The sequence below is a fragment of the Hydrogenophaga sp. 2FB genome (genome assembly GCF_005503365.1).
Classification (GTDB): Bacteria; Pseudomonadota; Gammaproteobacteria; order Burkholderiales; family Burkholderiaceae_C; genus Hydrogenophaga.
Genome location: NZ_SCML01000008.1, coordinates 111,135 through 135,920, shown reverse-complemented (window position 1 = coordinate 135,920; position 24,786 = coordinate 111,135). Strand labels below are relative to the sequence as shown.

Genomic DNA, 24,786 nt, shown 5'->3' with positions numbered 1-24,786 from the left:
CCTCCATGGCCTGCCGCCCCGGCTGCGCCGCCTGCTGCACCGCGCCGTCGATCAGCAGCCCCATGCCCGGCCTGCCCCACGGCAAGCCGGCCGGCGTGCCCTGCCCACACCTGGATGGCAGCCTGCGTTGCGGCCTGTTTGGCCAGCCCGAGCGCCCCGCCGTCTGCGGATCGCTTGCGCCCGGGCCCGAGATGTGTGGCGAGGACCGCGAGCACGCCATGGTCTGGCTGACGCGGCTGGAGCAGCAGACCGCCCCCGCCTCACCTTGAAGGTTCAGACCTGCAGCGTCCCGCGGAACCCCCGCGCGGCGTAGTACGACTCCACGCCGTTGTGGTATGTGAAGACCTGGCCGTAGCGCCGGTCGCAGAACAGCGCGCCGCCCAGCTTGCGCATCTCGGGCGGCGTGGCGACCCAGCTTGACGTCTTCCGGTCGAATTCGCCCAGGGTCTGCAACGCGCGGTACTGCTCTTCGGTCAGCAGCGCGATGCCCATCTCGTCGGCCATTTCCTGCGCGCTGCTTTGCGGCTTGTGCTCCTTGCGCGCATCGCGCGCGGCCTTGTCGTAGCAGGTGCTGCGGCGGCCGGCTGGGCTCTCTGGTACGCAGTCGCAGAAGGTGAGCGCTCCCGACTTGTCCCGCGCGATGACATCGGGTTCACCGCCCGAGGCCTCCATCGCCTGCAACGACGCCAACGCCGCGGGCTTGGCGTCAAGCCGCGCCTGCACGTCGGCCCAGGCGATGCCCTTGTGCCGCGGCATGTGTTTCTCGAAGCGGGTCTTCAGTGCCTGCAGCAGCTCGTCACGTTCCTTTGCCTTCATGGTGTCCCCTTGCGTTCAGGATGGTCAGGATGGTGTTCAGGATGCGGGTGCGACAAAAGCGGCCATGCCGTCGAGCACGGTGCGCAGGCGCATCACCTCGCGCGAACGGTCCAGCCGCTTCGACCAGGCCGCCACGCGTGAGACGCGCTGCAGGCGCGGCAAGAGATGCGCGATAAACCCGCGCAAGGCCGGACCGCCCGGCCCCGCCGCGTCATAGGCCTTCAGCACCGCCAGCACCGCGCCGGGCCCCAGCGGCTGCAGGAAACGCGCGAGCGAAAACAGCATCTGCAGCACATCGTAGACCTGCACCGTGCTCAGCGCCATGCCGGGTCGCAGCTGTTCCTCGAAGTCCAGCCGCGCGAAACGCTGGCCGTCCCAGGTGGTGTTGCGCAGCTGCGCGCCACCGTGCCACTGGCCGCGCGCGTGGAAGGCCGCGAGGTCGGCGCTGGCCGCGCACATGAGCGGCAGGCGCTCGCCCTCGGGCATGCGGTGCAGCTGGTGGTCCACCGTCTCGCCGATGTCGCCCGTGGTGAGCGAGAAGCCGTCGAAGGCCAGCACCGGGGGAACGTGCTCGCCCGCCGCGGCCAAGGCCTGCAGGCGTTCGTGTTCAAAGGCCAGCAAGGCCCGCGCGTCGGTCTGGCGCACCGCGCGCCACGGCACGGGCACACCAAGGACGTGCGCAAAGATCCAGATGCCCAAGGCGTGCGACCAGCTGCGCAGCGGCCGGTCGGCGGACTTGGTCCAGGTCTTGGTAGACAGCGGTGGTGGGACGGAGGTGCTCAAGGAGCGGAATTATCGCCAAGTCGGGCGGATTCGCGCCTTGCCCGCTGGGGGACGGCCGGGATGGGCGCACGCGCGCCAACACCGCAACATCAAGGCGCGTCGGCGTACCGCTGCAGTTCCCAGTCGCTCACCTGCTGGCTCCACGCCGCCCATTCGCCGTGCTTGAGCTGCAGAAACTGCCCACAGAATGCCGGGCCCACAGCCTCGCGCAAGACCGCGTCTTGCGACAACGCGTCCAGCGCGGCCAACAGATCGCGCGGCAGGCGCGCGGGCACGGCACCGCCCCGCGCATGGCGTTCGTACAGGTCATCGCTGCACGGCGTCACCGCCGGCAAGGCCTGTTCGATGCCCGACAGGCCCGCGGCCAGCGTCGCGGCAATCGCCGCGTACACGTTGCACGACGGATCGGGCAAGCGCCACTCGATGCGCCCGGCCACGCTGCGCACGAGGCAGGTGCGGTTGTTGTCACCCACCGATTTCCACACCGGCGACCAGGTGGTGCCCGAGGCGCTGCGGCTCGCGGCCAGGCGCTTGTAGCTGTTCACCGTGGGTGCGCAGAGCGCGGCCAGCGCGTCGGCGTGGTGCAGCAAACCCGCGACGAAACGGTGGCCGGTTTCGCTCAGGCCCAGCGCGCCCGCCGCGTCCGCCATCACCGCGCGGCCGTGCGCATCGGTCAGGCTCAGGTGGAAATGCAGGCCGCTGCCCGGCGCGTGCGCCAGCGGCTTGGGCATGGTGGAAAACACCATGCCGTGCTGCTGCGCCACGGCGTGCGCGGCGAGCTTGAAGAGCTGGTACCGGTCGGCCGCGGCCAGCGCGTGGTCGTGCCGGTAGTTGATCTCGTACTGCCCCGTTGCGTCCTCGTGGTCGATCTGCTCCAGCTCGAAGCCGAGCGACACCAGCGTCTCGCGCATGCCATCCAGAAATCCGAAGTTGCGGCCCATGGCCTGGAGGTCGTATGAGGGCTTGGCGTGTCGGTCGTCGCCATCGGCCACGCGCCAAACGCCTTGCGCGTCGCGGCGCAGCAGAAAGAACTCGGGCTCGATGCCGACCCACAGCGTCCAGCCGCGCTCCTTTTTGAGCCTGGCCACCTGGCGCTGAAGCACCTGTCGCGGGCAGGTGTCCAGCGGCTCGCCGCCGGCAAAGCCGTCGCACACCGCGTGCGCCACGCCCGGCATGAAAGGCAGCGGCTGCAGGCTCTCGGGCCGCACGCGGCCCATGTACTCACTGCGTGCGCCCATGCGCGGCAGGCCGGTGCCCGCGATGCTCGGCCCGGAGAAACCCGCGCCGACGTCCACCGCGTGGGACAGGCGCTCCAGCGGCACCAGCTTCCCCTTGGGCGCACCGAGGATGTCGGTGAAGGTGGCCAGCACCGAGTGGATGCCCTGGGCCCGCAGGGCCGCGATGCGCTCGTCGTGGGGCGCCGCGCTCAAGCGAGCACCTCGGCCAATGCCGCATCGAACGCGGCCAGGCCCTCGGCGAACACACTGTCTTCGATGGTCAGCGGGAACAGGAAGCGGATCACGTTGCCGTACACACCGCAGGTCAGCAGCAGCAGGCCACGCTTCAGCGCGGCCAACTGCACCTGCTTCGTGGTCTCGGCATCGGGCACGCCGGTGGCGGGGTCGACGAACTCGCAGGCCACCATGGCGCCGAGGCCGCGCACCGCACCCATGCGCTTGTGGGTGGCGCGCTGGGCCTGGAGGTGGGCGATGAGCTGGTCACCGAGCTTCTGCGCGCGCGCGGGCAGTTGTTCTTCGGCCATCACGTCGAGCACCGCATGCGCCGCGGCAATCGCCAGCGGGTTGCCCGCGTAGGTGCCGCCCAGGCCGCCCGGCGCGGGGCCGTCCATGACGGCCGCCCTGCCGCACACGGCCGACAACGTGGTGCCGCCGGCCAGGCTCTTGGCCAGGGTCATCAAGTCCGGGCGCACGCCGAAGTGCTCCATGGCGAACATTTTTCCGGTGCGCGCGAAGCCGGTCTGCACCTCGTCGGCCACGAGCAGGATGCCGTGCTGGTCGCACAGCGCGCGCAGCCATTGCACGGCTTCCTTCTGGATGACGTTGAAGCCGCCCTCGCCCTGCACCGGCTCGAACACGATGGCCGCCACGCGCGAGGGTTCGATGTCGCACTTGAAGAGCTGCTCCATCGCATGTTTCGTCTCGTCGAGCGAAGTGCCTTCGGCCGGGAACGGCACGTGGTAGATCTCGGGTGGGAACGGGCCGAAGCCCGCCTTGTACGGCTGCACCTTGCCGGTGAGCGCAACCGCGAACATGCTGCGGCCATGGAACGCACCACCGAAAGCGACCACGCCGGTGCGCCCCGTGGTCGAGCGCGCGATCTTCATCGCGTTCTCGATCGCTTCCGCGCCGGTCGAGAAGAACGCGGTCTTCACCGGTCCCTCGATCGGCACCAGCGCGTTGATGCGCTCGGCCAAGGCCACGTACTCGGTGTACGGCACCACCTGGTAGCAGCTGTGCGTGAAACGCTGCAACTGCGCCGCGATCGCCGCTTGTACCTTTGGGTGCACGTGGCCGGTGTTGAGTACCGCGATGCCACCCGCGAAGTCGATGAAGCGACGGCCCTCGATGTCCCAGAGTTCGGCGTTCTTCGCGCGCTCGATGAAGAAGTCGCCAAACACCCCCACACCGCGCGGTGTGGCGGCCAGGCGGCGCGCGTGCCAGCTGGCGTTGGTGTGCGGCGCGTTCAGCTGCTCGGATTTGTGCGGTGCGTTCATGAAAGATCTCCTTCAAAGGTGCGCACAGCGGCGCAGGGGGGTCACACCGGACTGTCAATCCGTATCCACGTGGTCTTGGTCTCGGTGTATTTGTCAAACGCGTGCAGCGACTTGTCCCGCCCCACGCCACTTTGCTTGAACCCGCCAAACGGCACCGTGATGTCGTCCTCATCGTAAGAGTTCACGTGCACGGTGCCCGCGCGCAAGGCCCGCGCCACGCCATGCGCCTTGTTGATGTCGCGCGTCCACACCGCCGCCTGCAAGCCATAGATGTTGCTGTTGGCCTGCTTCACCACGTCGGCCGCATCGGTGAACGACAGCACCGACAACACCGGGCCAAAGATCTCTTCGCGCGCGATCGTCATCTGGTTCGTCACACCATCGAACACCGTCGGCTGCACATACAGGCCACCCTTCACCGGCTCGACCACCGCGCCACCGGCCAGCAGCTTCGCGCCCTCCTGTCTGCCACTCTCGATGTAGCGCAACACCGTGTCGAGCTGGGTGCGGTCGACGATCGCGCCCATCACCGTGCTCTTCTCCAGGGGGTTGCCCGGCTGGTACTGCGGCACCAGCTTCAAGGCCTTCTCCAGAAACGCCTCCTTGATGGACGCCTCGACGAACAGGCGCGAAGGCGCGTTGCAACTCTCGCCCTGGTTGAAGAAGATGCTGCCCACCGCCGCCTCCACCGCCTTGTCCAGGTTCGGGCAATCGGCGAACACGATGTTGGGCGACTTGCCGCCCAGCTCGGTCCATGCGCGCTTCAGGTTGCTCTGCCCCGCCATCACGTGGATCTGCTTGCCCACGCGCGTGCTACCCGTGAAGGCGATGCAGTCCACGTCCATGTGCAGCGCGAGCGGGCTGCCGGCCTCGGCGCCGTAACCCGGCACCACGTTGAACACGCCAGGGGGAATGCCGGCCGCCAGCGCCAGCTCGGCCAGGCGCAGCGCGGTCAACGGGCTCTTCTCGCTCGGCTTCAGCACCACCGAATTGCCGGCAGCCAATGCCGGCGCAATCTTCCAGGCCGCCATGATCATCGGGTAGTTCCACGGCACGATCACGCCGACCACCCCCACCGGTTCGCGCGTGATCAAGGCCAGCGCGGTACTCGGTGTGGGCGCGATCTCGTCGTACACCTTGTCCACCGCCTCGCCGTACCAGCGGATGCAGTTGGCCGCGCTGTTCACGTCGACCGAACGCGCGTACTTCACGGGCTTGCCCATGTCCAGCGTCTCGGTGAGCGCCAGTTCGTCGGCGTGCGCGATGAGCTGCTCGGCGAACTTGATCATCACGCGCTTGCGCTGCGCCGGCGCCATACCGCTCCAGCGGCGGTCTTCGAACGCGGCGCGCGCCGCGGCCACGGCGGCGTCGATGTCCGCCTCGCCGCAGCGCGCCACGGCCGTGAGCAGGCGGCCGTCGACGGGAGAGATGCAATCAAAGGTCTGGCCGTCGCGTGCGGCGATGCGCTCGCCATTGATGAACGCACGGCCGTCGAAAGTGAGGTCGGTCATGGGGTCGGTTCCGGGTTGTCGCTGGGCGCGAAGTGGCCCCATGCTACGCCCGAAACGGGGCAAACCGCATAGCCACTTTCCCCGCGCCGAAGCGATCCATCGGTCGCCAAAAAAGAAGGCCACCCGAAGGTGGCCATGGAACCCCATCAATCCACTCAGCTGCGCAACGCCGCCGCGATCTCGCGCTCGCGTTTGCGCGTCGAGCGCGCCACCCACACCGCGTAGCTCACGATCACCACCGTCACCGTCACGATCAGCAGCGTGGCTGCCGCGTAGATCGTCGGGTTGATGCCGCGCCGCGCGTAACCGAAGATCACCTGCGGCAAGGTGCTCACGCCCGGGCCGGAGAGGAATTCGGAAATCACCACGTCGTCGAACGAGAGCGTGAACGCCAGCAGGAAGGCCGCGAGCAGGGCCTGGAAGATGTTGGGCAGCGTGATCAGGAAGAACACCTGGTGCGGCTTGGCGCCCAGGTCCATGGCGGCGTCCTCGATCGCGCGGTCCATGTCGGACAGGCGCGACTGCACCACCACCACCCCGTAGGCCATGCCCAGCAGCGTGTGGCCCAGGATGATGGTGAGCATGCCGCGCTGCGGCCAGCCAAAGAAGTTCTGCGCGCCCACCGCCAGCAGCAGCAGCGACAGGCCGATGATCACCTCGGGCATCACCAGCGGCGCATTGACCATGCCGCTGAAGATGGTGCGGCCCAGGAAGCGCCGGTAGCGCACCAGCACGAAGGCCGCGAAGGTGGCCAGCACGGCCGAGAGCAAGCCCGTGATGGCCGCGACCTTCAGCGAAAGCCAGAAGCCTTCGACGATCTTGGTGTCGCGCGTGAGCGCCTCGTACCAGCGCAGCGAGAAGCCGGTGAAGCGCGCGTCCTGCCGCGTGCTGTTGAACGAGAACACGATCATGAACACCAGCGGCAGGTACAGGAAGGCGTAGACCAGCACGAGCCAGAACTTGCCGAAGTGTCTTTCGAGAACTTGTTTCATGGTCCTGCTCCTTCAGCGTTTTTCAGCCGGGTCGGCGCTGTAGTGGTAGTACAGCGCGAGCGGGATCACGATCAACGCGATCATCACCACCGCCAGCGCCGTGGCGCGTGGCCAGTCGTTGGCGGTGAACATCTCGTCCCACACCACACGCCCGATCATCAGGTTCTCCGGTCCCCCCAGCAGCGAGGGAATCACGAACTCGCCGACGCAGGGAATGAACACCAGCATGAAGCCGGCGATGATGCCGGCCTTGGACAGCGGCACCGTGATCAGCCAGAACGCCTTGAACGGCGAGGTGCCCAGGTCGTACGCGGCTTCGAGCAGGCGGAAGTCCATCTTCACCAGGTTGGCGTACAGCGGCAGGACCATGAACGGCAGGTACACATAGGTCATGCCGATCAGCATCGACACGTTGGTGTACAGCATGGGGATCGGCTCGCTGGTCAGGCCGATCGATATCAGCAGCCGGTTGAGCACGCCCTGGTCGGCCAGGATGCCCTTCCAGGCGTACACGCGCAGCAGGAACGAGGTCCAGAACGGCAGCATCACCATCAGCAGGAGCGCGGGGCGGGCGCTCGCGGGTGAGCGCGCGATGAAGTAGGCGAACGGGTAGCCGATCACCAGGCACAGGATGGCGGTGCACAGCGCGTACCAGATCGATCGCAGGTATGCATCGATGTAGAGCGTGCGAAACAGCGGCTCTCCCTCGGCGGTGCGGAAGATCGCCAGGTAGTTCTCGTACTTCAGGTGGAGGATGCCGCTCACCGGGTCCCAGATCGGTTTGAACGGGCTGATGTCGCCGCCCATGTCGACGAAGCTGATGTACAGCAGGATCAGGAAGGGCAGGAAGAAGAAGAGCAGCAGCCACACATAGGGCACGCCGATCACGAAGCGTTTGCCGGGAATAGGTACAGAGGCCATACGAGGTTCCTGCAAAAGTAGGCTTACCAAACACGCTGTCCAGGGGTGCGGAGGAACCGGCTTTGCCGGGCCTCTCGCGCCGTCCCCCCTTCCAGGGGGGAAGCCGCGAAGCGGCGCAGGGGGGTCACTCTTTCAATCCCTGAGAACGATGCCGGCGCTGTCGCTCCACCAGAAGTAGACATCGTCTTCCCAGGTGATGTCCGACAGGTCGTGGCGCGAGGTGTTGGACTCGGTGATCTTCACCTTGCTGCCGTCGCTCGCCTTCACGATGTAGGTGTTGTAGGAGCCGAAGTACGCGATCTCCTTCACCTTGCCCGTGAACACGTTGGGGCCCGCGCCCTCGGGGGGCCGCTTGCTGATCTCCATCTTCTCGGGCCTCACGGCGATGGCCACCGGCATGTTGAGCGTGCCGCTCACGCCATGGCCCACGTGGATCTCGCCGATGGCGGTGGTGGCAGCACAGCGGTCGGCCTCGTCCACACTGAGCTTGCCTTCGAACAGGTTGACGTTGCCGATGAAGTCGGCCACGAAGCGGTTGGTCGGGTGCTCGTAGATCTCTTCCGGACTGCCCACCTGCAGCACGCGGCCCTTGCTCATGATCGCGATGCGGCTGGCCATGGTCATGGCCTCTTCCTGGTCGTGCGTGACCATCACCACCGTCACGCCCACTTTTTCAATGATGTTGACCAGCTCGAACTGCGTCTGCTCGCGCAGCTTCTTGTCCAGCGCGCCCAGCGGTTCGTCGAGCAGCAGCAGCTTGGGCCGTTTGGCCAGGCTGCGCGCCAGCGCCACGCGCTGCTGTTGCCCGCCCGAGAGTTGGTGCGGCTTGCGTTTGGCGTACGGCGTGAGCTGCACCAGGCCCAGCATCTCGTCGGTGCGCTGCTGGATCTCGGCCTTGGGCAGGCCCTCGCGCTTGAGGCCAAAGGCGACGTTTTCCCAGATGTTCAGGTGCGGGAACAACGCATAGGACTGGAACATCATGTTGACCGGCCGGTCGTAGGGCGGCATGGCGGCCACGTCCTGGCCACCCAGCAGAATGCGCCCCGAGGTCGGCTTCTCGAAGCCCGCGAGCATGCGCAGCAGCGTGGACTTGCCGCAGCCCGAACTGCCCAGCAGCGCGAAGATCTCGCCCTTGCCGATGGACAGCGACACCTCGTCCACCGCCACCGCCTCGTCGAAGCGCTTGACCAGTTTTTCGGTCACCAGAAAGCCTGCTGTGTCTGCCATGTTGACGTCCGTTTCTTCCGGGTTGGATCCAAGAAAAAAGGGCTGTTCAACCGCGCAGGATGAACAGCCCTTGAGCCCGTGCGGGTCGGTTTATTTGCCGCGTTTGAAGGCGTTGTAGGTTTCGTTGACCACGCTGGAGACGTCGTTGGAGAAGCCGCCGGTAGGGATCAGGCGCGCCGTGTCTTCCGGGCTGAGGAAGGTGGTCTTGTTGCTCTTGATCTCGTCCTTGATGTCGGCGAGTGCGGCCTTGTTGCCGGTGGGGTAGTTCAGCTCGTTGGCCATGGCCGCGGCGTTGGCGGCGCGCAGGTAGAAGTCCATGAAGACGTGCGCGTTGTTCACGTGCTTGGCGTCCTTCGGAATCGCCATGGTGTCGATGAACACCAGGCCACCGCCGGTGGGCAGCAGCGGCACGATCTCGTCCTTGCCGCCGGTTTCCTTCACGCGGCCAGCAGCGATGTTGATGTCGCCCGACCAGCCGATGAAGGCGCAGGCCTTGCCGCCAGCGATGTCGTCGATCATGGTGCTGGAGAACAGGCGCACGTCCTTGCGCACCTTCTTCAGCATGTCACCGGCGAGCTTGAAGTCTTCCTTGTTCTCGCTGTAGGCCGGCTTGCCGACGTAGTGCAGCGCCACCGGCAGGATTTCGCTGGGCGAATCCAGGTAGGCGATGCCGCAGGAGCGCAGCTTGCTCGAGTACTCGGGCTTGAACACCAGGTCCCAGGCGTTCTCGGGCATCGGCATGCCACCCAGCGCCTTCTCGACCTTCTGCTTGTTGATGCCCACGGTGGTGAAGCCCCAGGCCCAGGGCACGAGGTGCTTGTTCTCCGGGTCCACGCCGGCGATCTTGGCCATGAAGTCGCCGTCCAGATTGGCGTAGTTCTTCAGCTTGCTCTTGTCGATCGGCTGGTAGAGGCCGCCATCGATCTGCTTCTTGGCGAAGCCGGCGGTGGGGATCACGATGTCGTAGCCCGAGTTGCCGGCCACCAGCTTGGCGTGCAGCGCTTCGTTGTTCTCGAAGGTGTCGTAGTTCACCTTGACGCCGTACTCCTTCTCGAAGTCGGCGATCAGGGTCTCGGTGATGTAGTCGGGCCAGTTGTAGACGTTCAGGACCTTTTCATCGTCCAGCACCGGGCCGGCGGGGGCGGCAGGGGCCGCGGCGACCGGGGCCGGTGCGGCAGGAGCGGCCACCGGCTCCTCTTTCTTTCCACAAGCGGCCAGCAGCAGGGCTGCCGACATCGCGAGAACCAGAACGTGCTTTTTCATGGTGTTGCTCACTCCAAGGGTTTGTTGACCGAAAGACTCATGCGGGTGGGCCTGAAGACGCCTGACGCTGCAAGCAATATCCAAGCCCAAGACGGGTTGCCGGCATTCGGAAATGCCGCGTGTAACTTCCGGAAAACATTCTAGGGCCGTTGGCGCGGGTTTCTCAGGCCCATTGCCCAACCAGACGCAACTCGGTTTCGGTGAGGTCGAGGCAGCGCTTGATCAGTACCACCATCTCGTCGATCTGCTCGCGGGTCATCACCAGAGGCGGCGCGATGATCATGCGGTCGCCCACGGCGCGCATGATCAAGCCGTTGGCGAAGCAGTGCGCGCGGCAGCGCATGCCCACGTCCACGCTCTCGTCGAAGGGCGCCAGGGTGGCCTTGTTCTTCACCAGCATGAGCCCGGCGACGAAGCCGCAGGTTTCGGCCACGCCCACCAGCGGGTGTTGCCCGAGTTCGGCAAACCGTTCGGCGAGGTAGGGGCCGGTGTCGTCCTTCACCCGCTCGACCAGGCCCTCGCGCTCGATCAACTCGATGTTGGCCAGCGCCACCGCGCAGGCCACCGGGTGGCCGCTGTAGGTGTAGCCGTGGTTGAACTCGCCGCCCTTGTCGATCAGCACCTTGGCCACGCGGTCGCCCACCATCACGCCGCCCAGCGGCACGTAGCCGCTGGTCACGCCTTTGGCGAAGGTGATCAGGTCGGGCCGGTAGCCGAACTTCTCGTAGGCGAACCAGTGGCCCAGGCGGCCGAAGGCGCAGATCACCTCGTCGGAGATCAGCAGGATGCCGTGCTTGTCCACGATGCGCTGGATCTCGGGCCAGTAGGTCGCGGGCGGAATGATCACGCCACCGGCGCCCTGCACCGGCTCGGCGATGAAGGCGGCGATCTTGTCGGCGCCGATCGAGAGGATTTTTTCCTCCAGCCAGCGCGCGGCGCGCAGGCCGAAATTGGCCGGACTCTCGCCCGGCTGCGCGTTCTCGGCGTGGTGCGGCTGCCCGATGTGCACGATGTCGGGGATTGGCAGGTCGCCCTGCGCGTGCATGCCGCTCATGCCGCCGAGCGAGGCGCCGGCCATGGTGCTGCCGTGGTACGCGTTGTGGCGGCTGATGATCACCTTGCGCTGCGGCTGGCCCATCAGGTCCCAGTAGCGGCGCACCATGCGCACGTTGGTGTCGTTGCTCTCCGAACCGCTGCTGGAGAAGAACACGTGTTCGAACTTTCTTCCCCCCACCTCGGGCGCGAGTTGCGCCAGCTTCGCGGCCAGCTGCACCGCCGGCACGTTGGTGGTCTGGAAGAAGCTGTTGTAGAACGGCAGCGTCATCATCTGCTGGTACGCCGCGTCGGCCAGCTCCTTGCGGCCATAGCCCGCGTTGACGCACCACAGGCCGCTCATGGCGTCGAGGATCTTGTGGCCCTCGGAATCCCAGATGTAGATGTTGTCGGCGCGTGTGATCACGCGCGAGCCCTTCGTGGCCAGGTCACCATGGTCGGTGAACGGGTGGATGAAGTGCGCGCTGTCGAGTGCCTGGATGGCTTTCGTGTCGTGCTGCTCGGCGCGGCGAACCAGCGCGGGCGGGGCGATGAGGGTGGAGGGTTTCATGCGAAATCGCTTTCAGCTTTCAATCAGACATGCAGCAGCAGGTGCTCGCGCTCCCAGGGTGAGATCACCTTCATGAACTCGTCGAACTCCAGTTCCTTGATCTCGGTGTAGATGGTGATGAACTCCTTGCCCAGCACGTCGTGCAGGTCGGTCTCGCGGCGCAGCCAGTCCAGCGCCTCACCCAGACTGCGCGGCAGCGAGTAAGGTGACAGGTACGCGTCGCCACGCATCTCCGGCTTGGGTTTGATCTTGTTCTTCAGACCCAGGTAGCCGCAGGCCAGCGTCATCGCCATCGCCACATAGGGGTTGGCATCCGCGCCGATCACGCGGTTTTCCACGCGGCGCGCTTCGGGCGAGGAAATCGGCGAGCGGATGCCGACGGTGCGGTTGTCGTGGCCCCATTCGATGTTGATCGGTGCGGCGGTGTGGCGCGAGAGCCGGCGGTAGCTGTTCACGTACGGCGCCACCAGCGCCATGGCCGCCGGAATGTAGCGCTGCAGGCCGCCGATGTAGTGGTAGAACGATTCGGACGGCGTGCCGTCGTCGTTGCTGAAAATGTTCTTGCCCGTGGCCTTGCTCAGCATGCTCTGGTGCACGTGCATCGCCGAGCCGGGTTCGCCCGCGATCGGCTTGGCCATGAAGGTGGCGTACATGTCGTGCCGCAAGGCAGACTCGCGCACCGTGCGCTTGAAGAAGAACACCTCGTCGGCCAGTCCCAGCGGGTGGGCGTGGAAGAAGTTGATCTCCATCTGCCCCGCGCCCACTTCGTGGATCAGCGTGTCCACGTTGAGGTGCATCTTGTCGCAGTAGTCGTAGATCTCTTCGAACAGCGGGTCGAACTCGTTCACCGCGTCGATCGAATAGGCCTGGCGCGAAGTTTCGGCGCGCCCGCTGCGCCCGATCGGGGGTTTGAGCAGCGTGTTCGGGTCGGTGTTGCGCGCGGTGAGGTAGAACTCCAGCTCGGGTGCGACCACCGGCTCCAGGCCCTCGGCGTCGAACAGCTCGCACACGTGGCGCAGCACACTGCGCGGCGCGAACGGCACCAGCTTGCCGTGGTGGTCGAAGCAGTCGTGGATCACCTGCGCGGTCGGGTCGGTGGCCCAGGGCACGATGCGCACCGTGGCCGGGTCCGGGCGCAGCTGCATGTCGCGGTCGGTCGGTTCGATCACGTCGTAGTACGGCCCGCTGGCCGGAAACTCCCCCGTCACCCCCATTGCCACGATGCCCTGCGGCAGGCGCATGCCCCGGTCTTCGGTGAACTTCTCACGCGGCAGGATCTTGCCGCGCGCGACACCGGTCAGGTCGGGCACCAGGCACTCGACCTCGGTCACGCGGTGCTCGTTGAGCCAGTTCTCCAGATCGTTGAAGGTCATCTTTTGGGGGGCTGTCATGTGCCATCTCCTCGGTGTGTTGTCGTTCGTTCTGGGCAGAGAAACCGGTTCAGGCGCTGGCGCTCGCGCCGCTGCGCGCCAGATCGGCGGCCTGCAGGCGCAGGTTCATGCGCTGGCGGCAGGCGCGGCCAAAGGCGTCGAAGATGGCGGCGTAGAACGGCGTTTCCCAGCAACGCCACTCGGGGTGGAACTGCACCGCGTAGGCAAAGGTGCGCGCGCCGCGCACGGCAAAGGCTTCCACCAGGCCGTCGGGCGCGTGCGCCAGCGGCTCCAGGCCCGCGGCCAGGCGGTTGATGCCCTGGCCGTGCAGCGAATTCACCTGTGTTTCGGCGTTGCCGCCAGCCCACTCCTGGAACACGCTGCCCGGCGCGAAGCGGATGCTGTGGCTCGGCGCGTACTGCTCTTCGGGCGGCGCGGCCTTGGGCTCGCGGTGGTCCATCATCCCCGGTACCTCGTGCACGCGCTGGTGCAGCGTGCCGCCGAGTGCGACGTTGATCTCCTGGAACCCCCGGCAGATGCCCAGCAGCGGAATGCCCTCGTGCACGCAGGCCTTCACCAGCGCCAGCGTGAGAAGGTCGCGGTCGGCATCGAGCGGCAGGCTGGGGTCGGCCACGTCTTCGTTGAAGTGGGACGGGTGCACGTTGGACGGCGAGCCGGTCAGCATCACACCGTCCACCAGCGCCAGCAACTCGCTGATCTGGCCCGTGTCGGCCAGGGGAAACATGACCGGTTGGGCCTGGGACCCAACCTTGACCGCGCGGGCGTATTTGTCACCCAGCAGCAAAAAAGGCATCTGGTGCCCGTGGTCGCCCATCAGTCGGTGGTCGGCAGGCAGCCAGACCATGCACGGCGGCTTGTTCATGAGGACTCCAAACAATGGCATTCATTGTGGCGGGCCAATTGGATCAGAATGGGGGCCAGTTGGGCCCACCCCATGGTGCCACTTCGCGGCACCACACCGGAAGACGAAACCACATGCTGTCCGAATTCCTCCTGGCCGAAATGAACCGCCTGGGCTCGCAAGACGCGCTGCCGCTGCACCGCCAGCTCTACGAAGCGCTGCGCCGCGCCATGCTGGACGGCAAGCTCGGCGCAGGTGAGCGCTTGCCCTCCAGCCGCGACCTCGCGCAGGATTTGCGCCTTTCGCGCAACACGGTGGTGGCCGCGATCAACCAGCTCAGCGTGGAAGGCTACCTCGGCAGCCGCGTGGGCAGCGGCACCTACGTGAACGACAACGTGCCCCGCGCCACGCCCGGTCGCTCCGCGCGCAACCCGCAGACCACGACCGCGCAGGCCCGGCGCCTGTCCACGCGCGGCCGGGCGCTCGCGGGCACTTTCTGCGCCACCGAGCTGGAGGTGCAGCCCTTCACCCCCGGCATCGCGGACTTCAGCGCCTTCCCGCTCACGCTCTGGCAGCGCCTGCAGAACAAGCACTGGCGCATGACCTACCCGGACATGCTCGACTACAACGACTCGGGCGGCTACGCGCCCCTGCGCCGCGCCGTGGCCGACTACCTGCGCGTGTTCCGCAGCGTGCAGCTCGACGCCGATCAGGTGGTCATCACCAGCGGCACGCAGCAGTCCATCGAACTCTGCGCGCGCCTGCTGGCCGACCACGGCGACACCGTGTGGGTGGAAGACCCGGCCTACTGGGGCGCGGTGAAGGCCTTCATGGCCACCGGCCTGGCCATCCACCCGGTGGCGGTGGACGAACAAGGTATCAACCCCAGCACGGCGGACAACACGCAGACACCCCGGCTGATCTACGTCACCCCCTCGCACCAGTACCCCACGGGTTCGGTCATGTCGCTGCCGCGCCGCCACGAGCTGCTGGCCACGGCGCGCGCGCACGACGCCTGGGTGCTCGAAGACGACTACGACAGCGAATACCGCTTCAGCGGCCCGCCCCTCTCCAGCCTGGAAGGCCTGGACGCCGACGGCCGCGTGTTCTACATGGGCACCTTCTCCAAGGTGCTCTACCCCGGCCTGAAGATCGGCTACCTGGTGGTGCCCAAGCCGCTGGTGGCCGCCTTCAAGCAGGCCCACTACGACCTCAACCGCCCGGGCCAGATGCCGGTGCAGGCCGCGCTGGCCGAGTTCATCGAAATGGGCCATTTCGCCAGCGCGCTGCGCCGCGCGCGGCAGAACTACGGCGAGCGCCGCAAGTGCCTGCTGGAAGCGCTCAAACCAGTGCTGCGCGATGCGCCCGAAGGCCCGAGCATCAGCGGCGCGGAACAGGGCCTGCACCTGTGCCTGCGTTTGCCCGGCGGGGTGGACGACCGCGCGCTGGCACAACGCATCGGACAACTCGGCCTCACCGTGCGGCCTCTCTCTGCTTACTGTCTGCAGCGCAGCGATTTGCGAGGTTTGGTCATCGGTTACGGCTATGCGCCCATGGCAGAGATTGAGCGCTGCGGGCCCCTGCTCGCCAAGGCTGTGAATAACTTTTGAACAACAAACCACTTATCCACAGGCTGCCGCTGTCTCGCGCTTTTGTCCCCATTCGGGTTCCATCCCGACAGGCCCCTTCACACAGGCTTCTGAATCCGCCAACGGCTTGATTTCAAAGGAAAAACGGTGCTTGTCCACACCGAACGGCGTGCTTTACTACTACTACTACTATCTTTAAACAAGCCATTAAGAAGATAGAGAGGAACAACTTCTCTCGGGACAAGTCCGCTTCGGTGTTCCGTCTTCTGGTGTGCGTCCCTGCCCCGAAAGATCAGAGCACGTCGCGCAACCGATGCCACAACATGCCCAGCGCCAGGCTCGGCGTGCGCAGCAAGGCGCCACCGGGAAAGCGCCGGTGCTTGAGACGGGCGTACACGTCGAAGCGCTCCGCCTGCCCTGCCACGGCCTCGGCCACCAGCTTGCCCGCCAGGCCGGTGAGTGCCACGCCGTGGCCACTGAAGCCTTGCAGGTAGTACAGGTTGTCGCCCAGGCGGCCGAAGTCGGGCGCGCGGTTCATGCTGATGTCCACGAAGCCGCCCCACACGTACTCGATGGGCACGTTGCCCAGTTGCGGAAACACCAGGCCCATGCGCCGGCGCATCAGGTCTTCGAGCCGGGTGGGTGTGCGGGTGGTGTAGCTCACGCGACCCCCGAACAGCAGCCGCGCATCGGCGCTGAAGCGGAAATAGTCGAGCACGAAGTTGTTGTCGCACACCGCCGCGTTGCGCGGTATCAGGCGTGCGCACAGCTCGGGATCGAGCGGCGCGGTGCCCACGATGTAGGTGCCCACGGGCATGATGCGCGGCGCCACCTCCGGCGCCACGCGCGGGCCGTACTCGGGCAGCATGCAGTTGCCCGCGAGCACGCCAAAACGCGCCCTCACCTGGCCCTTCGGGGTGCTGGCCACCAGCGTGGCGCCGCGTTGCAGCGCCGTCACCGGCGTGTGTTCGAAGATGCGCACACCCGCGGCCTGCGCGGCGCGCGCCAGGCCCAGCGCGTACTTCAGCGGGTGCAGGTGGCCCGAGCATTGCTCGCGCCCCGCGGCCACGTAGCGCGGGCTGTTGATCAGGCGCGGCAGGTCGGCCCCCTCGGCCCAGTCCACCGCGATGCCGCGCCGCTTCAGGCCTTCCATTTCCTCGTGCAGGGCAAAGGCCTTGCGCGGCGAGTCGGCCACGTACACATAGCCCTTGACGCGGTCGCATTCGATGCCGTGGGCCGCGATGCGCGCGTCGATCAGGTCGATGGCGTCGATCGACATGTCCCATGCGCGCTGCGCATCGGCCGCGCCGAGTTGCTGCTCGAACGGTCCCATGCCACTGGCATAGCCCACGATGGCCTGGCCGCCGTTGCGCCCGCTCGCGCCACTGCCGATGCGATCGGCCTCCAGCACCACCACCGACAGGCCGCGCTGCGCGAGTTCGAGCGCGGCGCTCAATCCCGAGAAACCCGCGCCGACCACCACCACGTCGGCGTCCAGCGTGTCTTCCAGCGGTGCCAGCGCATCGGGCCGCTGCACGCTGACCTCGTAGTAGCTCTTCTGGTTGAGCTGGGTGTCGGAGCGGATGAGCGACATGTCAGACGCCCTTGGCCACCTGGCCACTGAGGTAGGTCCACACGAAGGTGGCGGCCGCGTGGGTCGTGAGTTCGGCGTGGTCGTAGGCCGGGGCCACCTCCACACAGTCCATGCCGATCCAGTTCAGGTCCGCGAGCTCTTCCAGGAAGGTCAACACCTGCGAGCTGGTCATGCCGCCCGGCTCGGGCGTGCCGGTGCCCGGCGCGAAGGCCGGGTCCAGGCAATCGATGTCGAGCGTGAGGTAACACGGCCGCTGACCGATGCGCGCGCGGATCGCGTCGATGGCGGGCTTGAGTCCCGCGCCATCGAGCCCGCGCAGCGCACGCGCGGTGAAGATCTGCCCGCCCTGGTCGGCCACGTACGCGCGCGCGGCGCGCTCGCCGCTGGAGCGAATGCCGATCTGCACCGTGTGCGCGGGACTCACCAGGCCTTCCTGCAAGGCTTCGTATGTCCAGGTGCCGTGGCCCGAGGGCTCGCCGAAGTGGTCGCTCCAGGTGTCGCAGTGCGCGTCGAAGTGCACCAGGGCCAGCGGTTCGCCACCATGCCGTGCCTTGGCGGCGCGCAGCAACGACAGCGTGATGGAATGGTCGCCGCCGAGGAATACGCAATGGTGCTTCGCCATCAACGCCATGGCCTGCGCTTCGATGTGGCGCCGCACCTCGGGCAGTGGCGAGGCGTTGGGCAGGCGCATGTCGAGCGCGTCGCCCAGGTGGGGTAACGGCGACACGTCGAACACCGGATGGGTCGCGTCGCACAGCATCAGGCTGGCCGCGCGGATCGCCTGCGGGCCAAAGCGCGCGCCGGGCCGGTTGGTCACCACGCCGTCGTAGGGCACACCGGCGATCGCGAAGGGCTGCCCATCCAGGGGCTCGCAGGCGAGAAAGCGGTTGGTGTTGCTGGCAAAGGCAAATTGACCCAGGGCCATTCGAAACGTCCTCGGTGGTGGGCAGGGGTGCACGAAGATACCGCCGCCCGGTGGGGCGCATGAGTCCAATTGACCCGGAGCGCCCGCGTCCACCCTCGAGGGACCCCGTATACCCCCGCCCTCTGCAAGGCACGCCTGTCCTCGGTAGCATCCGCCCCAGATGCCCCATCCGGTGGCACCTTACCGAGGACGACAACTCCATGAAGCTTTACTACTCCCCCGGCGCCTGCTCGCTCTCCCCGCACATCGCCCTGCACGAATCCGGCCTGAAATTCGAAGCCATCCCCGCGCCGACCAAGACGCACCAGCTGCCCGACGGCACCGACTACTACACCATCAACCCGCTGGGCTACGTGCCGCTGCTGGAGCTCGACAACGGTGAGCGCCTGCGCGAAGGCCCGGCCATCGTGCAGTACATCGCCGACCAGGTGCCACAGAAGAACCTGGCCCCGGCCAATGGCACGCTGCCGCGCTACCGCCTGCAGGAATGGCTGACCTTCATCGGCACCGAGGTGCACAAGGGCTTCTCGCCGCTGTTCAACCCGGCCAACCCGGATGAGGTGAAAACCGCCGCCAAGGACAAGCTCGGCCAACGCCTGAAGTGGGTCGACAGCCAGCTCGCGGGCAAGCAGTACCTCATGGGCGACACCTTCAGCGTGGCCGACGGCTACCTCTTCACCGTGACCAACTGGGCACCGCGCGTGGGCGTGGACATCAGCGGCCTCGAGAACCTCGGTGCCTACCGCACCCGCGTGGGTGCGCGTCCCGCGGTGCAAGCCGCCATGAAAGCCGAAGGCTTGATCTAAGGGCTAAAGCGCGCGCTGGCGCATCGCCAGCGCCGCGCCCACCCACAGCGCGACCGCTGAAAACACCAGGCCCCGCGCCAGCCCGCCGGGGCCATCGGCGATGAAGCCCACCACCGTGGGCCCCACGATCTGACCGGCCGCGAACACGATCGTGAACGCGCTGATGCCTGCGGCCCATTGCGCGGGTGGCAGGTTGTGCCGCACCAGTGCGGTCGTCGAAGCCACCACCGACAGAAACACCGCGCCAAACAACAAGCCCGAAGCCAGCAGCAGCGGCGCGCTCGCCGTCAGCGCGGGCACGATGGCCGCCACGCCCAGCAGGGCATTGAGCCGCGCCAGGGCCTGACCATCGCGGTGCCGGTCCAGCAAGCCCGCCCAGATGCGCGACGACGCGACCACCGCCACACCCAGCAACGCATAGAACGCCGTGATGGCGCCCGCCGAGCTGCCTTGCTCGCGCAGCAACGCGATCACGAACGTCATGTAACCGATGTAGCCCACGCCAAAGCCGGTGTAACCCGCCAGCGCAAAGCCGAAGTCGCGCACGCGAAACACGCGGCCGCCACCGGCCTGGGTGCCCGCCAGGGGCGCCTCATGCCGAGCCAGCACGCGCGCGGGCCACGCCATGAGCGCGGTCGCGAGCAGACAGACCAGCGCCAATGCCCACCACGCCCAGGCCCAGGCGTGTGCTTGCGCCGAGGCCGCGGCCAGCACCGGCGGCACCCCCAGGGCGGACACCACGATGCCCAGGCCCGTGCCACCGTAATACAGGCCCAGCAGAAAACCACTGCGCCGGGGCTGGCGCGCACCCAGCCGCGCGGCCAGCAGGCCACCCGCGATGAACACCAGCGCACTCGCCACACCCGCCAGCAGACGCTGCGCCAGCAAGGGCACGGCCGCTGTGAAAAACCCGCTCAGTCCCATGAACAGCGAAGCCAGCAAGGAACCTGCGAGCAGCAAGCCGGTGGGCGAAAAGCGCCGCATCAGCCACGGCGTCATCAGCGCGCCCACCAGGTAGCCCAGCGCGTTGAAGGTGTTCATCGCACCGGCCAGCGTGTAGCTCCAGCCCAGGTCCTCGCGCATCGGTGGCAACAACAGGCCATACGCGAAGCGCGTGATGCCCAGCGACACGGCCGCGCCGAGCGAGAGCGCCATCGCCAGCCGCACATAGGGCGTGGTGTCCACGGCGGCGTCGGTGGGCTGCGCCGCGGGTGAGGTGAGTCTGTTCGAGTTCATGCGGGTCATGGTAGGCCTTGTGCAAGGCATGTTGCTTCGATGCGCAACGAACTGTCCATTCCCCGTAAGCTGGCGGCATGCCGACACAGCACCTGTCTTCCGAACACATCGCCACATTGCAACGGGCCGAACGTGAACGCTTCATTGCCGCCCACCCCCGGTCCATGGCCCTGGCCCGCGCGGCGCAGGCGCACTACCTGTTCGGTGTTCCCCTGCACTGGATGCGCGACTGGCCCAGCCCCGCGACCTTGTTCGTTCAGTCCGCGCAAGGCATCACGCTGACCTGCGCCGATGGCCTGCCCCATGCCGATTTCTGCCTCGGCGACACCGGCGCCATGTTCGGCCACAGCCCCACCGCGCTGGCACAGGCGATCGCGCAACAAGCCGCGCAAGGCCTCACCTGCATGTTGCCCCCCACCCGCGCGGTCGCCGTGGGTGAAGGCCTGCAGCGCGTGTTTGGCCTGCCCGTGTGGCAGATGGCGCTGACCGCGAGCGACGCCAACCGCTTCGTGCTGCGCTGGGCACGCGCCATCACCCAACGGCCACGGTTGCTGGTGTTCGACGGCTGCTACCACGGCGCGGTGGACGACACGCTGGTGGACCTCGACCCCACCACCGGCCGCACCCTGCCGCGCCGCTCGGTGCTGGGCAACGTGCACAACCACGCCGACTTCACGCGCGTCGTGCCCTTCAACGACCTGCCCGCGCTCGAAGCCGCATTGGCACACGGCGATGTGGCCTGCCTGCTGGCCGAACCCGCGCTCACGAACTTCGGCCTCGTGCCGCCCGCGCCCGGCTTCTGGGAAGCCGCGCGCGCTGTGTGTCGCCAGCACGGCACGCTGTTCGTGTGCGACGAAACCCACACCATCTCCACCGCGCTCGGGGGCTACGCGCGGGCACACGCGATCGAACCGGATCTTCTGGTAGTGGGCAAGGCGGTCGCCGGGGGATTGCCGTGCGCGGTCTATGGCTTCACGCACGAGGTCGCGCGGCGCATGGTGGCGGCGAAGGAACGCGCACCCGAAGGCCACAGCGGCATCGGCACCACCCTCTCGGGCAATGCGCTCACGCTCGCGGCGCTGGACGCGTCACTCGAGCACCTGCACACCGCCGCGAACTACACCCACATGCTGGCGCTGGCGGAGCAGCTCGAACATGGGCTGAAGCAGCGCATCGCCCGCGCCCGAATGCCCTGGACCGTGACGCGCTTGGGCGCGCGCATGGAGCTGCAGTTCATGCCGCACACACCGCGCGATGCACAGGATGTGCGCGAGCATGCGCACAGTGAACTCGAAGCGTTCACCCACCTCTTCATGCTCAACCGAGGGGTGTTGCTCACACCCTTCCACTGCATGCTGCTGGTCTCGCCCGCCACGCAGCGCCACGATGTGGACCGTTTGCTGCGGGTGTTCGACGAGCTGTTGGCGGTGCTGGCCTGAACCTCAGGTCGCGCCCACACCCAGCGGCGGCGGCGTGCGCAACACGATGCGCGTGAACAGGCGGTCGAACCGCGGGTCGCGCGGCATGCGCGGGTTCAACGGGTCCCGGTTGTGCGAAAACGCCTCGTCGAGCGTGCGCCAGTCGTCCTCGGTCAACACCTGCTCGGCAACGGGAAACAACGCGGTTTCCTCCAGCCACATGTGCTCCAGGTAAAAGCTCGCGTAGCGGGTCGCCTCGTTCTCGAACGCCGGGCGGTGCAGCTCACCCAGGTACTCCCAGGCCATCAGCAGGTGCATGAGTTCGCGCACGCGCATCTCGCCGGTCATGTGGTCGCGCTCGAGTTGCTGAATGGTCGGCATCACCTGCGGCGCCAGCCGCGCCAGGCGCGGAAACAGCAGGTTCGATTCCTTGGGGTGGTGCTGCTTTTCGGGGAAGACGTCGATGTAGAACAACATGGCCCGCACCGAGTCAAAGTAGCGCTCGCTGCCGTTCTGGCTGTTCATGTCGGGGCCCATCCGCACCATCTGGATGAGCGAGTGCAGCATCGCGCTCAGGCTGGCGTGTTCGTCGCGGATGACGCGCAGGGCAAGGTGTGTCATGGATGTCTCCGAATGGATCGGAGCATGACGCCAACGCGCGCATCACATTTTGATGTGCGTCAAGAAACGCGTGGGTTCAACGCTGCGGCGGCTTCCAGCGCTTGAGCAGCAGCGCGTTGCTCACCACGCTCACCGAACTGAGCGCCATCGCCGCACCGGCCACCACCGGGCTCAGGAAACCGAGCGCGGCCAGGGGAATGCCGGCCACGTTGTAGGCAAAGGCCCAGAACAGGTTCTGCCGGATCTTGCTCACCGTGCGGCGCGAGATGTCCAGCGCGGCCGCTACGAGCATCGGGTCGCCGCGCATGAGCGTGATGCCCGCCGCGTGCATCGCCACGTCGGCGCTGGCGCCCTGGCTGTGGCTCATGGCCATGCCCACATCGGCCGCGGCCAACGCGGGCGCATCGTTCACGCCGTCGCCCACCATGGCCACCGTGTGCGTGCGCTCGCCCACGGGCGCACCGCGCAAACGGCGCACCACCGCCGCCTTGTCGCCCGGCAACACCTCGGCGATCACTTCATCGCGCTCGGCGTGCAGGCCCAGGCGCTGCGCCATCGCCAATGCCGCACCCTGGTTGTCGCCCGACACCATGAACAGGCGCATGCCCTGCGCGCGCAGGCCTGCCAGCGCCTGGGCCGCATCGGCCTTGGGTTCGTCGCCAAAAGCGAGCAATGCGAGTGGTGACCAGGTGGGCGCAGCCGCCGTGTTGCCCGGTGTCTGGTTCGCCAGCACCGACACCGTGGCACCTTCGGCCTGCAAGGCTTTCGCCCGTTCTTCCAGGGGGCCGAGTTGCGCGCCGAGTTCGTCCATCCAGCGCAGGCTGCCCAGTGCCAACAGCGCGCCCTTCACGTGGCCCTGGCTGCCGCGGCCGGACACCGACTGCACATCGGTCGCGGCGTCGGCCGAGACTTCGATACCGCGCGATGCAGCCGCTTCCACCACCGCGCGTGCCAGCGGGTGCGCGCTCTGCGCCTGCAAGGCCGCGGCCACCTGCAGCACCGCCATTTCGTCCACGCCCTCGGCGGCTTCGATCACCAGCAGGCGCGGATGGCCTTCGGTGAGCGTGCCGGTCTTGTCGAAGGCCACGGTATCGACCTTGTGCGCGATCTCCAGCGCCTCGGCGTCCTTGATCAGGATGCCGTGCTTCGCGGCCACACCGGTGCCGGCCATGATGGCCGCGGGCGTGGCCAGGCCCAACGCACAAGGACACGCGATCACCAGCACCGCCACCGCGTGCAGCAAGGCTTCTTCCGTCGGCGCGCCGGTCCACAACCAGCCGAGCAGCGTGATCAGCGCAATGCCCAACACCACCGGCACGAACACCGCGGCCACCTGGTCCACCATGCGTTGCAGAGGCGCCTTGCCGGCCTGCGCGTCCTGCACCAGGCCAATGATGTGCGCCAACACGCTTTGCGCACCGATCGCGCGCACGCGCACATCCACCGCGCCTTCGCCATTGAGCGAGCCACCGGTCACGCCATCGCCCACGGTCTTGGGCACTGGCATGGCTTCGCCGGTGAGCATGGATTCGTCGGCCTGTGTACTGCCCTGCACCACGGTGCCATCGGCCGCGAAACGCTCGCCGGGCAATACGCGGATCACATCGTCTGGCAACAACTCATCGACAGCCACATCGGCCAACTCGGTGCGGCGCACACCATCGGGCAACAAGTGCGCGCGCTCGGGTCGCAGCGCGTGCAGGGCGCGGATGGCGGTCGTGGTCTGGCGCTTGGCGCGCGCCTCGAGCCACTTGCCCAGCAACACCAGCGTGATCACCACGGCCGAGGCCTCGTAGTACAGGTGCGGCACCTCGCCGGCGTCGGCGCGCCACCACAGCCAGGTCGACAGCGCCCATCCCGCCGTGGTGCCGATGGCCACCAGCAACTCCATGTTGCCGGTGCGCGCCTTGAGCGCGTGCCAGCCCGCGCGGTAGAAGCGCGCGCCCAGCACGAACTGCACGGGCGTGGCCAGCAGGAACTGGATCCACGCGGGCAGCATCCAGTGCCGACCGAACAGGTCACCCACCATCGGCAGCACGAGCGGTGCCGACAACACCACACCGATCAACACCGGCAACAGGTCGCGCGGCACACCCATCACGCGTTCGCTGTCGGCCTCGTCCATCGCTTCCAGCGTGCGTGGCTCGTAGCCCGCGTCGCGCACCGCGCGCTTGATGCGCGCCAGTGACTCGGCCTCGTCCACACCGATCAAGGTCACGCGCGCGGACTCGGTGGCCAGGTTCACGGTGGCATCGCTCACACCCTGTTGTTTGCGCAGCGCCTTCTCCACGCGCGTCACGCACGAGGCGCAGGTCATGCCGCCAATGCCCAGGTCGATCCGGGTCGGTGGGTAGGTGGGGAAGGACGCGCCGGTGTCGGTGGTGGCGGTGATCGTGTTCATGCGGTCAGCATAAGCTTTACCACCATGGGAAGGTCAAGCGCATGTTGCGAACTGTGACGATCGCCCGATCGGCTTGACCTTGACACCATGTCAAGGATCACAATGGCTGCATAT

At 67.1% G+C, this 24,786-nt stretch carries 21 protein-coding genes; 4 read left to right on the top strand and 17 right to left on the bottom strand.

All coding sequences use genetic code 11. The features are described 5' to 3' along the window. Positions 1–269 (top strand): YkgJ family cysteine cluster protein (locus FFS09_RS07315; RefSeq protein WP_252374271.1); only part of this gene is annotated, 269 nt, incomplete at its 5' end. Between the two features lie 4 nt (positions 270–273). On the opposite strand, the gene FFS09_RS07310 is transcribed toward FFS09_RS07315, so the two are convergent. The 12 genes from FFS09_RS07310 to FFS09_RS07255 form a co-directional block, all read right to left on the bottom strand. Continuing rightward, complete coding sequence (locus FFS09_RS07310; RefSeq protein ID WP_137918203.1) at positions 274–816, bottom strand: DUF4256 domain-containing protein; 543 nt, start codon at positions 814–816, stop codon at positions 274–276. A 36-nt stretch (positions 817–852) separates the two neighbouring features. Continuing rightward, complete coding sequence (locus FFS09_RS07305; RefSeq protein WP_137918202.1) at positions 853–1,599, bottom strand: BUD32 family EKC/KEOPS complex subunit; 747 nt, start codon at positions 1,597–1,599, stop codon at positions 853–855. A gap of 89 nt (positions 1,600–1,688) precedes the next feature. Continuing rightward, the gene (locus FFS09_RS07300; protein WP_171019902.1) at positions 1,689–3,029 is read right to left on the bottom strand and encodes a type III glutamate--ammonia ligase; all 1,341 of its coding nucleotides are present in this window, start codon (positions 3,027–3,029) and stop codon (positions 1,689–1,691) included. Next, the gene (gene gabT, locus FFS09_RS07295; RefSeq protein ID WP_137918200.1) at positions 3,026–4,333 is read right to left on the bottom strand and encodes a 4-aminobutyrate--2-oxoglutarate transaminase; all 1,308 of its coding nucleotides are present in this window, start codon (positions 4,331–4,333) and stop codon (positions 3,026–3,028) included. Before gabT ends, FFS09_RS07300 begins: the two co-directional genes overlap by 4 nt. 41 nt (positions 4,334–4,374) lie before the next feature. Then, on the bottom strand, positions 4,375–5,844 hold the full coding sequence (locus FFS09_RS07290) for an aldehyde dehydrogenase (RefSeq protein WP_137918199.1): 1,470 nt from the start codon (positions 5,842–5,844) through the stop codon (positions 4,375–4,377). Between the two features lie 155 nt (positions 5,845–5,999). Continuing rightward, positions 6,000–6,836, bottom strand: a complete 837-nt coding sequence (locus FFS09_RS07285; protein ID WP_137918198.1) for an ABC transporter permease — start codon at positions 6,834–6,836, stop codon at positions 6,000–6,002. A 12-nt stretch (positions 6,837–6,848) separates the two neighbouring features. Further along, complete coding sequence (locus tag FFS09_RS07280; protein WP_137918197.1) at positions 6,849–7,757, bottom strand: ABC transporter permease; 909 nt, start codon at positions 7,755–7,757, stop codon at positions 6,849–6,851. 132 nt (positions 7,758–7,889) lie between these two features. Then, positions 7,890–8,984 (bottom strand): ABC transporter ATP-binding protein, encoded by a 1,095-nt coding sequence (locus FFS09_RS07275; protein ID WP_137918196.1) that lies wholly within the window; start codon positions 8,982–8,984, stop codon positions 7,890–7,892. Between the two features lie 90 nt (positions 8,985–9,074). Continuing rightward, positions 9,075–10,247 carry an extracellular solute-binding protein gene (locus FFS09_RS07270; protein ID WP_137918195.1) on the bottom strand — a complete coding sequence of 391 codons (1,173 nt, stop codon included), beginning with the start codon at positions 10,245–10,247 and terminating at the stop codon, positions 9,075–9,077. A gap of 163 nt (positions 10,248–10,410) precedes the next feature. Continuing rightward, positions 10,411–11,850: an aspartate aminotransferase family protein gene (locus FFS09_RS07265; RefSeq protein WP_137918194.1), complete on the bottom strand. Its 1,440-nt coding sequence runs from the start codon at positions 11,848–11,850 to the stop codon at positions 10,411–10,413. Positions 11,851–11,873: 23 nt separating this feature from the next. Next, positions 11,874–13,241 carry a glutamine synthetase family protein gene (locus FFS09_RS07260; RefSeq protein WP_137918193.1) on the bottom strand — a complete coding sequence of 456 codons (1,368 nt, stop codon included), beginning with the start codon at positions 13,239–13,241 and terminating at the stop codon, positions 11,874–11,876. Positions 13,242–13,290: 49 nt separating this feature from the next. Next, on the bottom strand, positions 13,291–14,103 hold the full coding sequence (locus FFS09_RS07255) for a gamma-glutamyl-gamma-aminobutyrate hydrolase family protein (RefSeq protein ID WP_137918192.1): 813 nt from the start codon (positions 14,101–14,103) through the stop codon (positions 13,291–13,293). Positions 14,104–14,216: 113 nt separating this feature from the next. Here FFS09_RS07255 and pdxR point away from each other — a divergent pair, with 113 nt between their 5' ends. After that, a complete protein-coding gene (gene pdxR, locus FFS09_RS07250; protein ID WP_137918191.1) occupies positions 14,217–15,692 on the top strand; it encodes a MocR-like pyridoxine biosynthesis transcription factor PdxR in 1,476 nt (491 codons plus the stop codon). A 271-nt stretch (positions 15,693–15,963) separates the two neighbouring features. On the opposite strand, the gene FFS09_RS07245 is transcribed toward pdxR, so the two are convergent. Both FFS09_RS07245 and speB read right to left on the bottom strand, forming a co-directional pair. Beyond that, entirely contained in the window at positions 15,964–17,265 is a 1,302-nt protein-coding gene (locus FFS09_RS07245; RefSeq protein WP_137918190.1) for an NAD(P)/FAD-dependent oxidoreductase, read from the bottom strand. Position 17,266: 1 nt separating this feature from the next. Continuing rightward, complete coding sequence (speB, locus tag FFS09_RS07240) at positions 17,267–18,190, bottom strand: agmatinase (protein ID WP_137918189.1); 924 nt, start codon at positions 18,188–18,190, stop codon at positions 17,267–17,269. Positions 18,191–18,390: 200 nt separating this feature from the next. Between speB and gstA the strand changes: the two genes are divergently transcribed. Then, positions 18,391–18,996, top strand: coding sequence for a glutathione transferase GstA (gene gstA, locus FFS09_RS07235; RefSeq protein ID WP_137918188.1), 606 nt, complete (start codon positions 18,391–18,393; stop codon positions 18,994–18,996). 3 nt (positions 18,997–18,999) lie between these two features. On the opposite strand, the gene FFS09_RS07230 is transcribed toward gstA, so the two are convergent. Continuing rightward, positions 19,000–20,232, bottom strand: coding sequence for a YbfB/YjiJ family MFS transporter (locus FFS09_RS07230; RefSeq protein ID WP_137918187.1), 1,233 nt, complete (start codon positions 20,230–20,232; stop codon positions 19,000–19,002). Between the two features lie 77 nt (positions 20,233–20,309). Here FFS09_RS07230 and FFS09_RS07225 point away from each other — a divergent pair, with 77 nt between their 5' ends. Further along, the gene (locus tag FFS09_RS07225; protein ID WP_137918186.1) at positions 20,310–21,671 is read left to right on the top strand and encodes an aspartate aminotransferase family protein; all 1,362 of its coding nucleotides are present in this window, start codon (positions 20,310–20,312) and stop codon (positions 21,669–21,671) included. A 3-nt stretch (positions 21,672–21,674) separates the two neighbouring features. On the opposite strand, the gene FFS09_RS07220 is transcribed toward FFS09_RS07225, so the two are convergent. Both FFS09_RS07220 and FFS09_RS07215 read right to left on the bottom strand, forming a co-directional pair. Next, positions 21,675–22,271, bottom strand: a complete 597-nt coding sequence (locus FFS09_RS07220) for a hemerythrin domain-containing protein (protein ID WP_137918185.1) — start codon at positions 22,269–22,271, stop codon at positions 21,675–21,677. Positions 22,272–22,347: 76 nt separating this feature from the next. Beyond that, positions 22,348–24,672 carry a heavy metal translocating P-type ATPase gene (locus FFS09_RS07215; RefSeq protein ID WP_502703723.1) on the bottom strand — a complete coding sequence of 775 codons (2,325 nt, stop codon included), beginning with the start codon at positions 24,670–24,672 and terminating at the stop codon, positions 22,348–22,350. Positions 24,673–24,786 lie beyond the last annotated feature (114 nt).

What these genes read in the sequence shown, in the direction of transcription:
- FFS09_RS07310 (WP_137918203.1), bottom strand. Translation starts at nt 816, where the DNA reads ATGAAGGCAAAGGAACGTGACGAGCTGCTGCAGGCACTGAAGACCCGC.
- gabT (WP_137918200.1), bottom strand. Translation starts at nt 4,333, where the DNA reads ATGAACGCACCGCACAAATCCGAGCAGCTGAACGCGCCGCACACCAAC.
- FFS09_RS07290 (WP_137918199.1), bottom strand. Translation starts at nt 5,844, where the DNA reads ATGACCGACCTCACTTTCGACGGCCGTGCGTTCATCAATGGCGAGCGC.
- FFS09_RS07285 (WP_137918198.1), bottom strand. Translation starts at nt 6,836, where the DNA reads ATGAAACAAGTTCTCGAAAGACACTTCGGCAAGTTCTGGCTCGTGCTG.
- FFS09_RS07280 (WP_137918197.1), bottom strand. Translation starts at nt 7,757, where the DNA reads ATGGCCTCTGTACCTATTCCCGGCAAACGCTTCGTGATCGGCGTGCCC.
- FFS09_RS07275 (WP_137918196.1), bottom strand. Translation starts at nt 8,984, where the DNA reads ATGGCAGACACAGCAGGCTTTCTGGTGACCGAAAAACTGGTCAAGCGC.
- FFS09_RS07270 (WP_137918195.1), bottom strand. Translation starts at nt 10,247, where the DNA reads ATGAAAAAGCACGTTCTGGTTCTCGCGATGTCGGCAGCCCTGCTGCTG.
- FFS09_RS07265 (WP_137918194.1), bottom strand. Translation starts at nt 11,850, where the DNA reads ATGAAACCCTCCACCCTCATCGCCCCGCCCGCGCTGGTTCGCCGCGCC.
- FFS09_RS07260 (WP_137918193.1), bottom strand. Translation starts at nt 13,241, where the DNA reads ATGACAGCCCCCCAAAAGATGACCTTCAACGATCTGGAGAACTGGCTC.
- FFS09_RS07255 (WP_137918192.1), bottom strand. Translation starts at nt 14,103, where the DNA reads ATGAACAAGCCGCCGTGCATGGTCTGGCTGCCTGCCGACCACCGACTG.
- pdxR (WP_137918191.1), top strand. Translation starts at nt 14,217, where the DNA reads ATGCTGTCCGAATTCCTCCTGGCCGAAATGAACCGCCTGGGCTCGCAA.
- FFS09_RS07245 (WP_137918190.1), bottom strand. Translation starts at nt 17,265, where the DNA reads ATGTCGCTCATCCGCTCCGACACCCAGCTCAACCAGAAGAGCTACTAC.
- speB (WP_137918189.1), bottom strand. Translation starts at nt 18,190, where the DNA reads ATGGCCCTGGGTCAATTTGCCTTTGCCAGCAACACCAACCGCTTTCTC.
- gstA (WP_137918188.1), top strand. Translation starts at nt 18,391, where the DNA reads ATGAAGCTTTACTACTCCCCCGGCGCCTGCTCGCTCTCCCCGCACATC.
- FFS09_RS07230 (WP_137918187.1), bottom strand. Translation starts at nt 20,232, where the DNA reads ATGAACTCGAACAGACTCACCTCACCCGCGGCGCAGCCCACCGACGCC.
- FFS09_RS07225 (WP_137918186.1), top strand. Translation starts at nt 20,310, where the DNA reads ATGCCGACACAGCACCTGTCTTCCGAACACATCGCCACATTGCAACGG.
- FFS09_RS07220 (WP_137918185.1), bottom strand. Translation starts at nt 22,271, where the DNA reads ATGACACACCTTGCCCTGCGCGTCATCCGCGACGAACACGCCAGCCTG.
- FFS09_RS07215 (WP_502703723.1), bottom strand. Translation starts at nt 24,672, where the DNA reads ATGAACACGATCACCGCCACCACCGACACCGGCGCGTCCTTCCCCACC.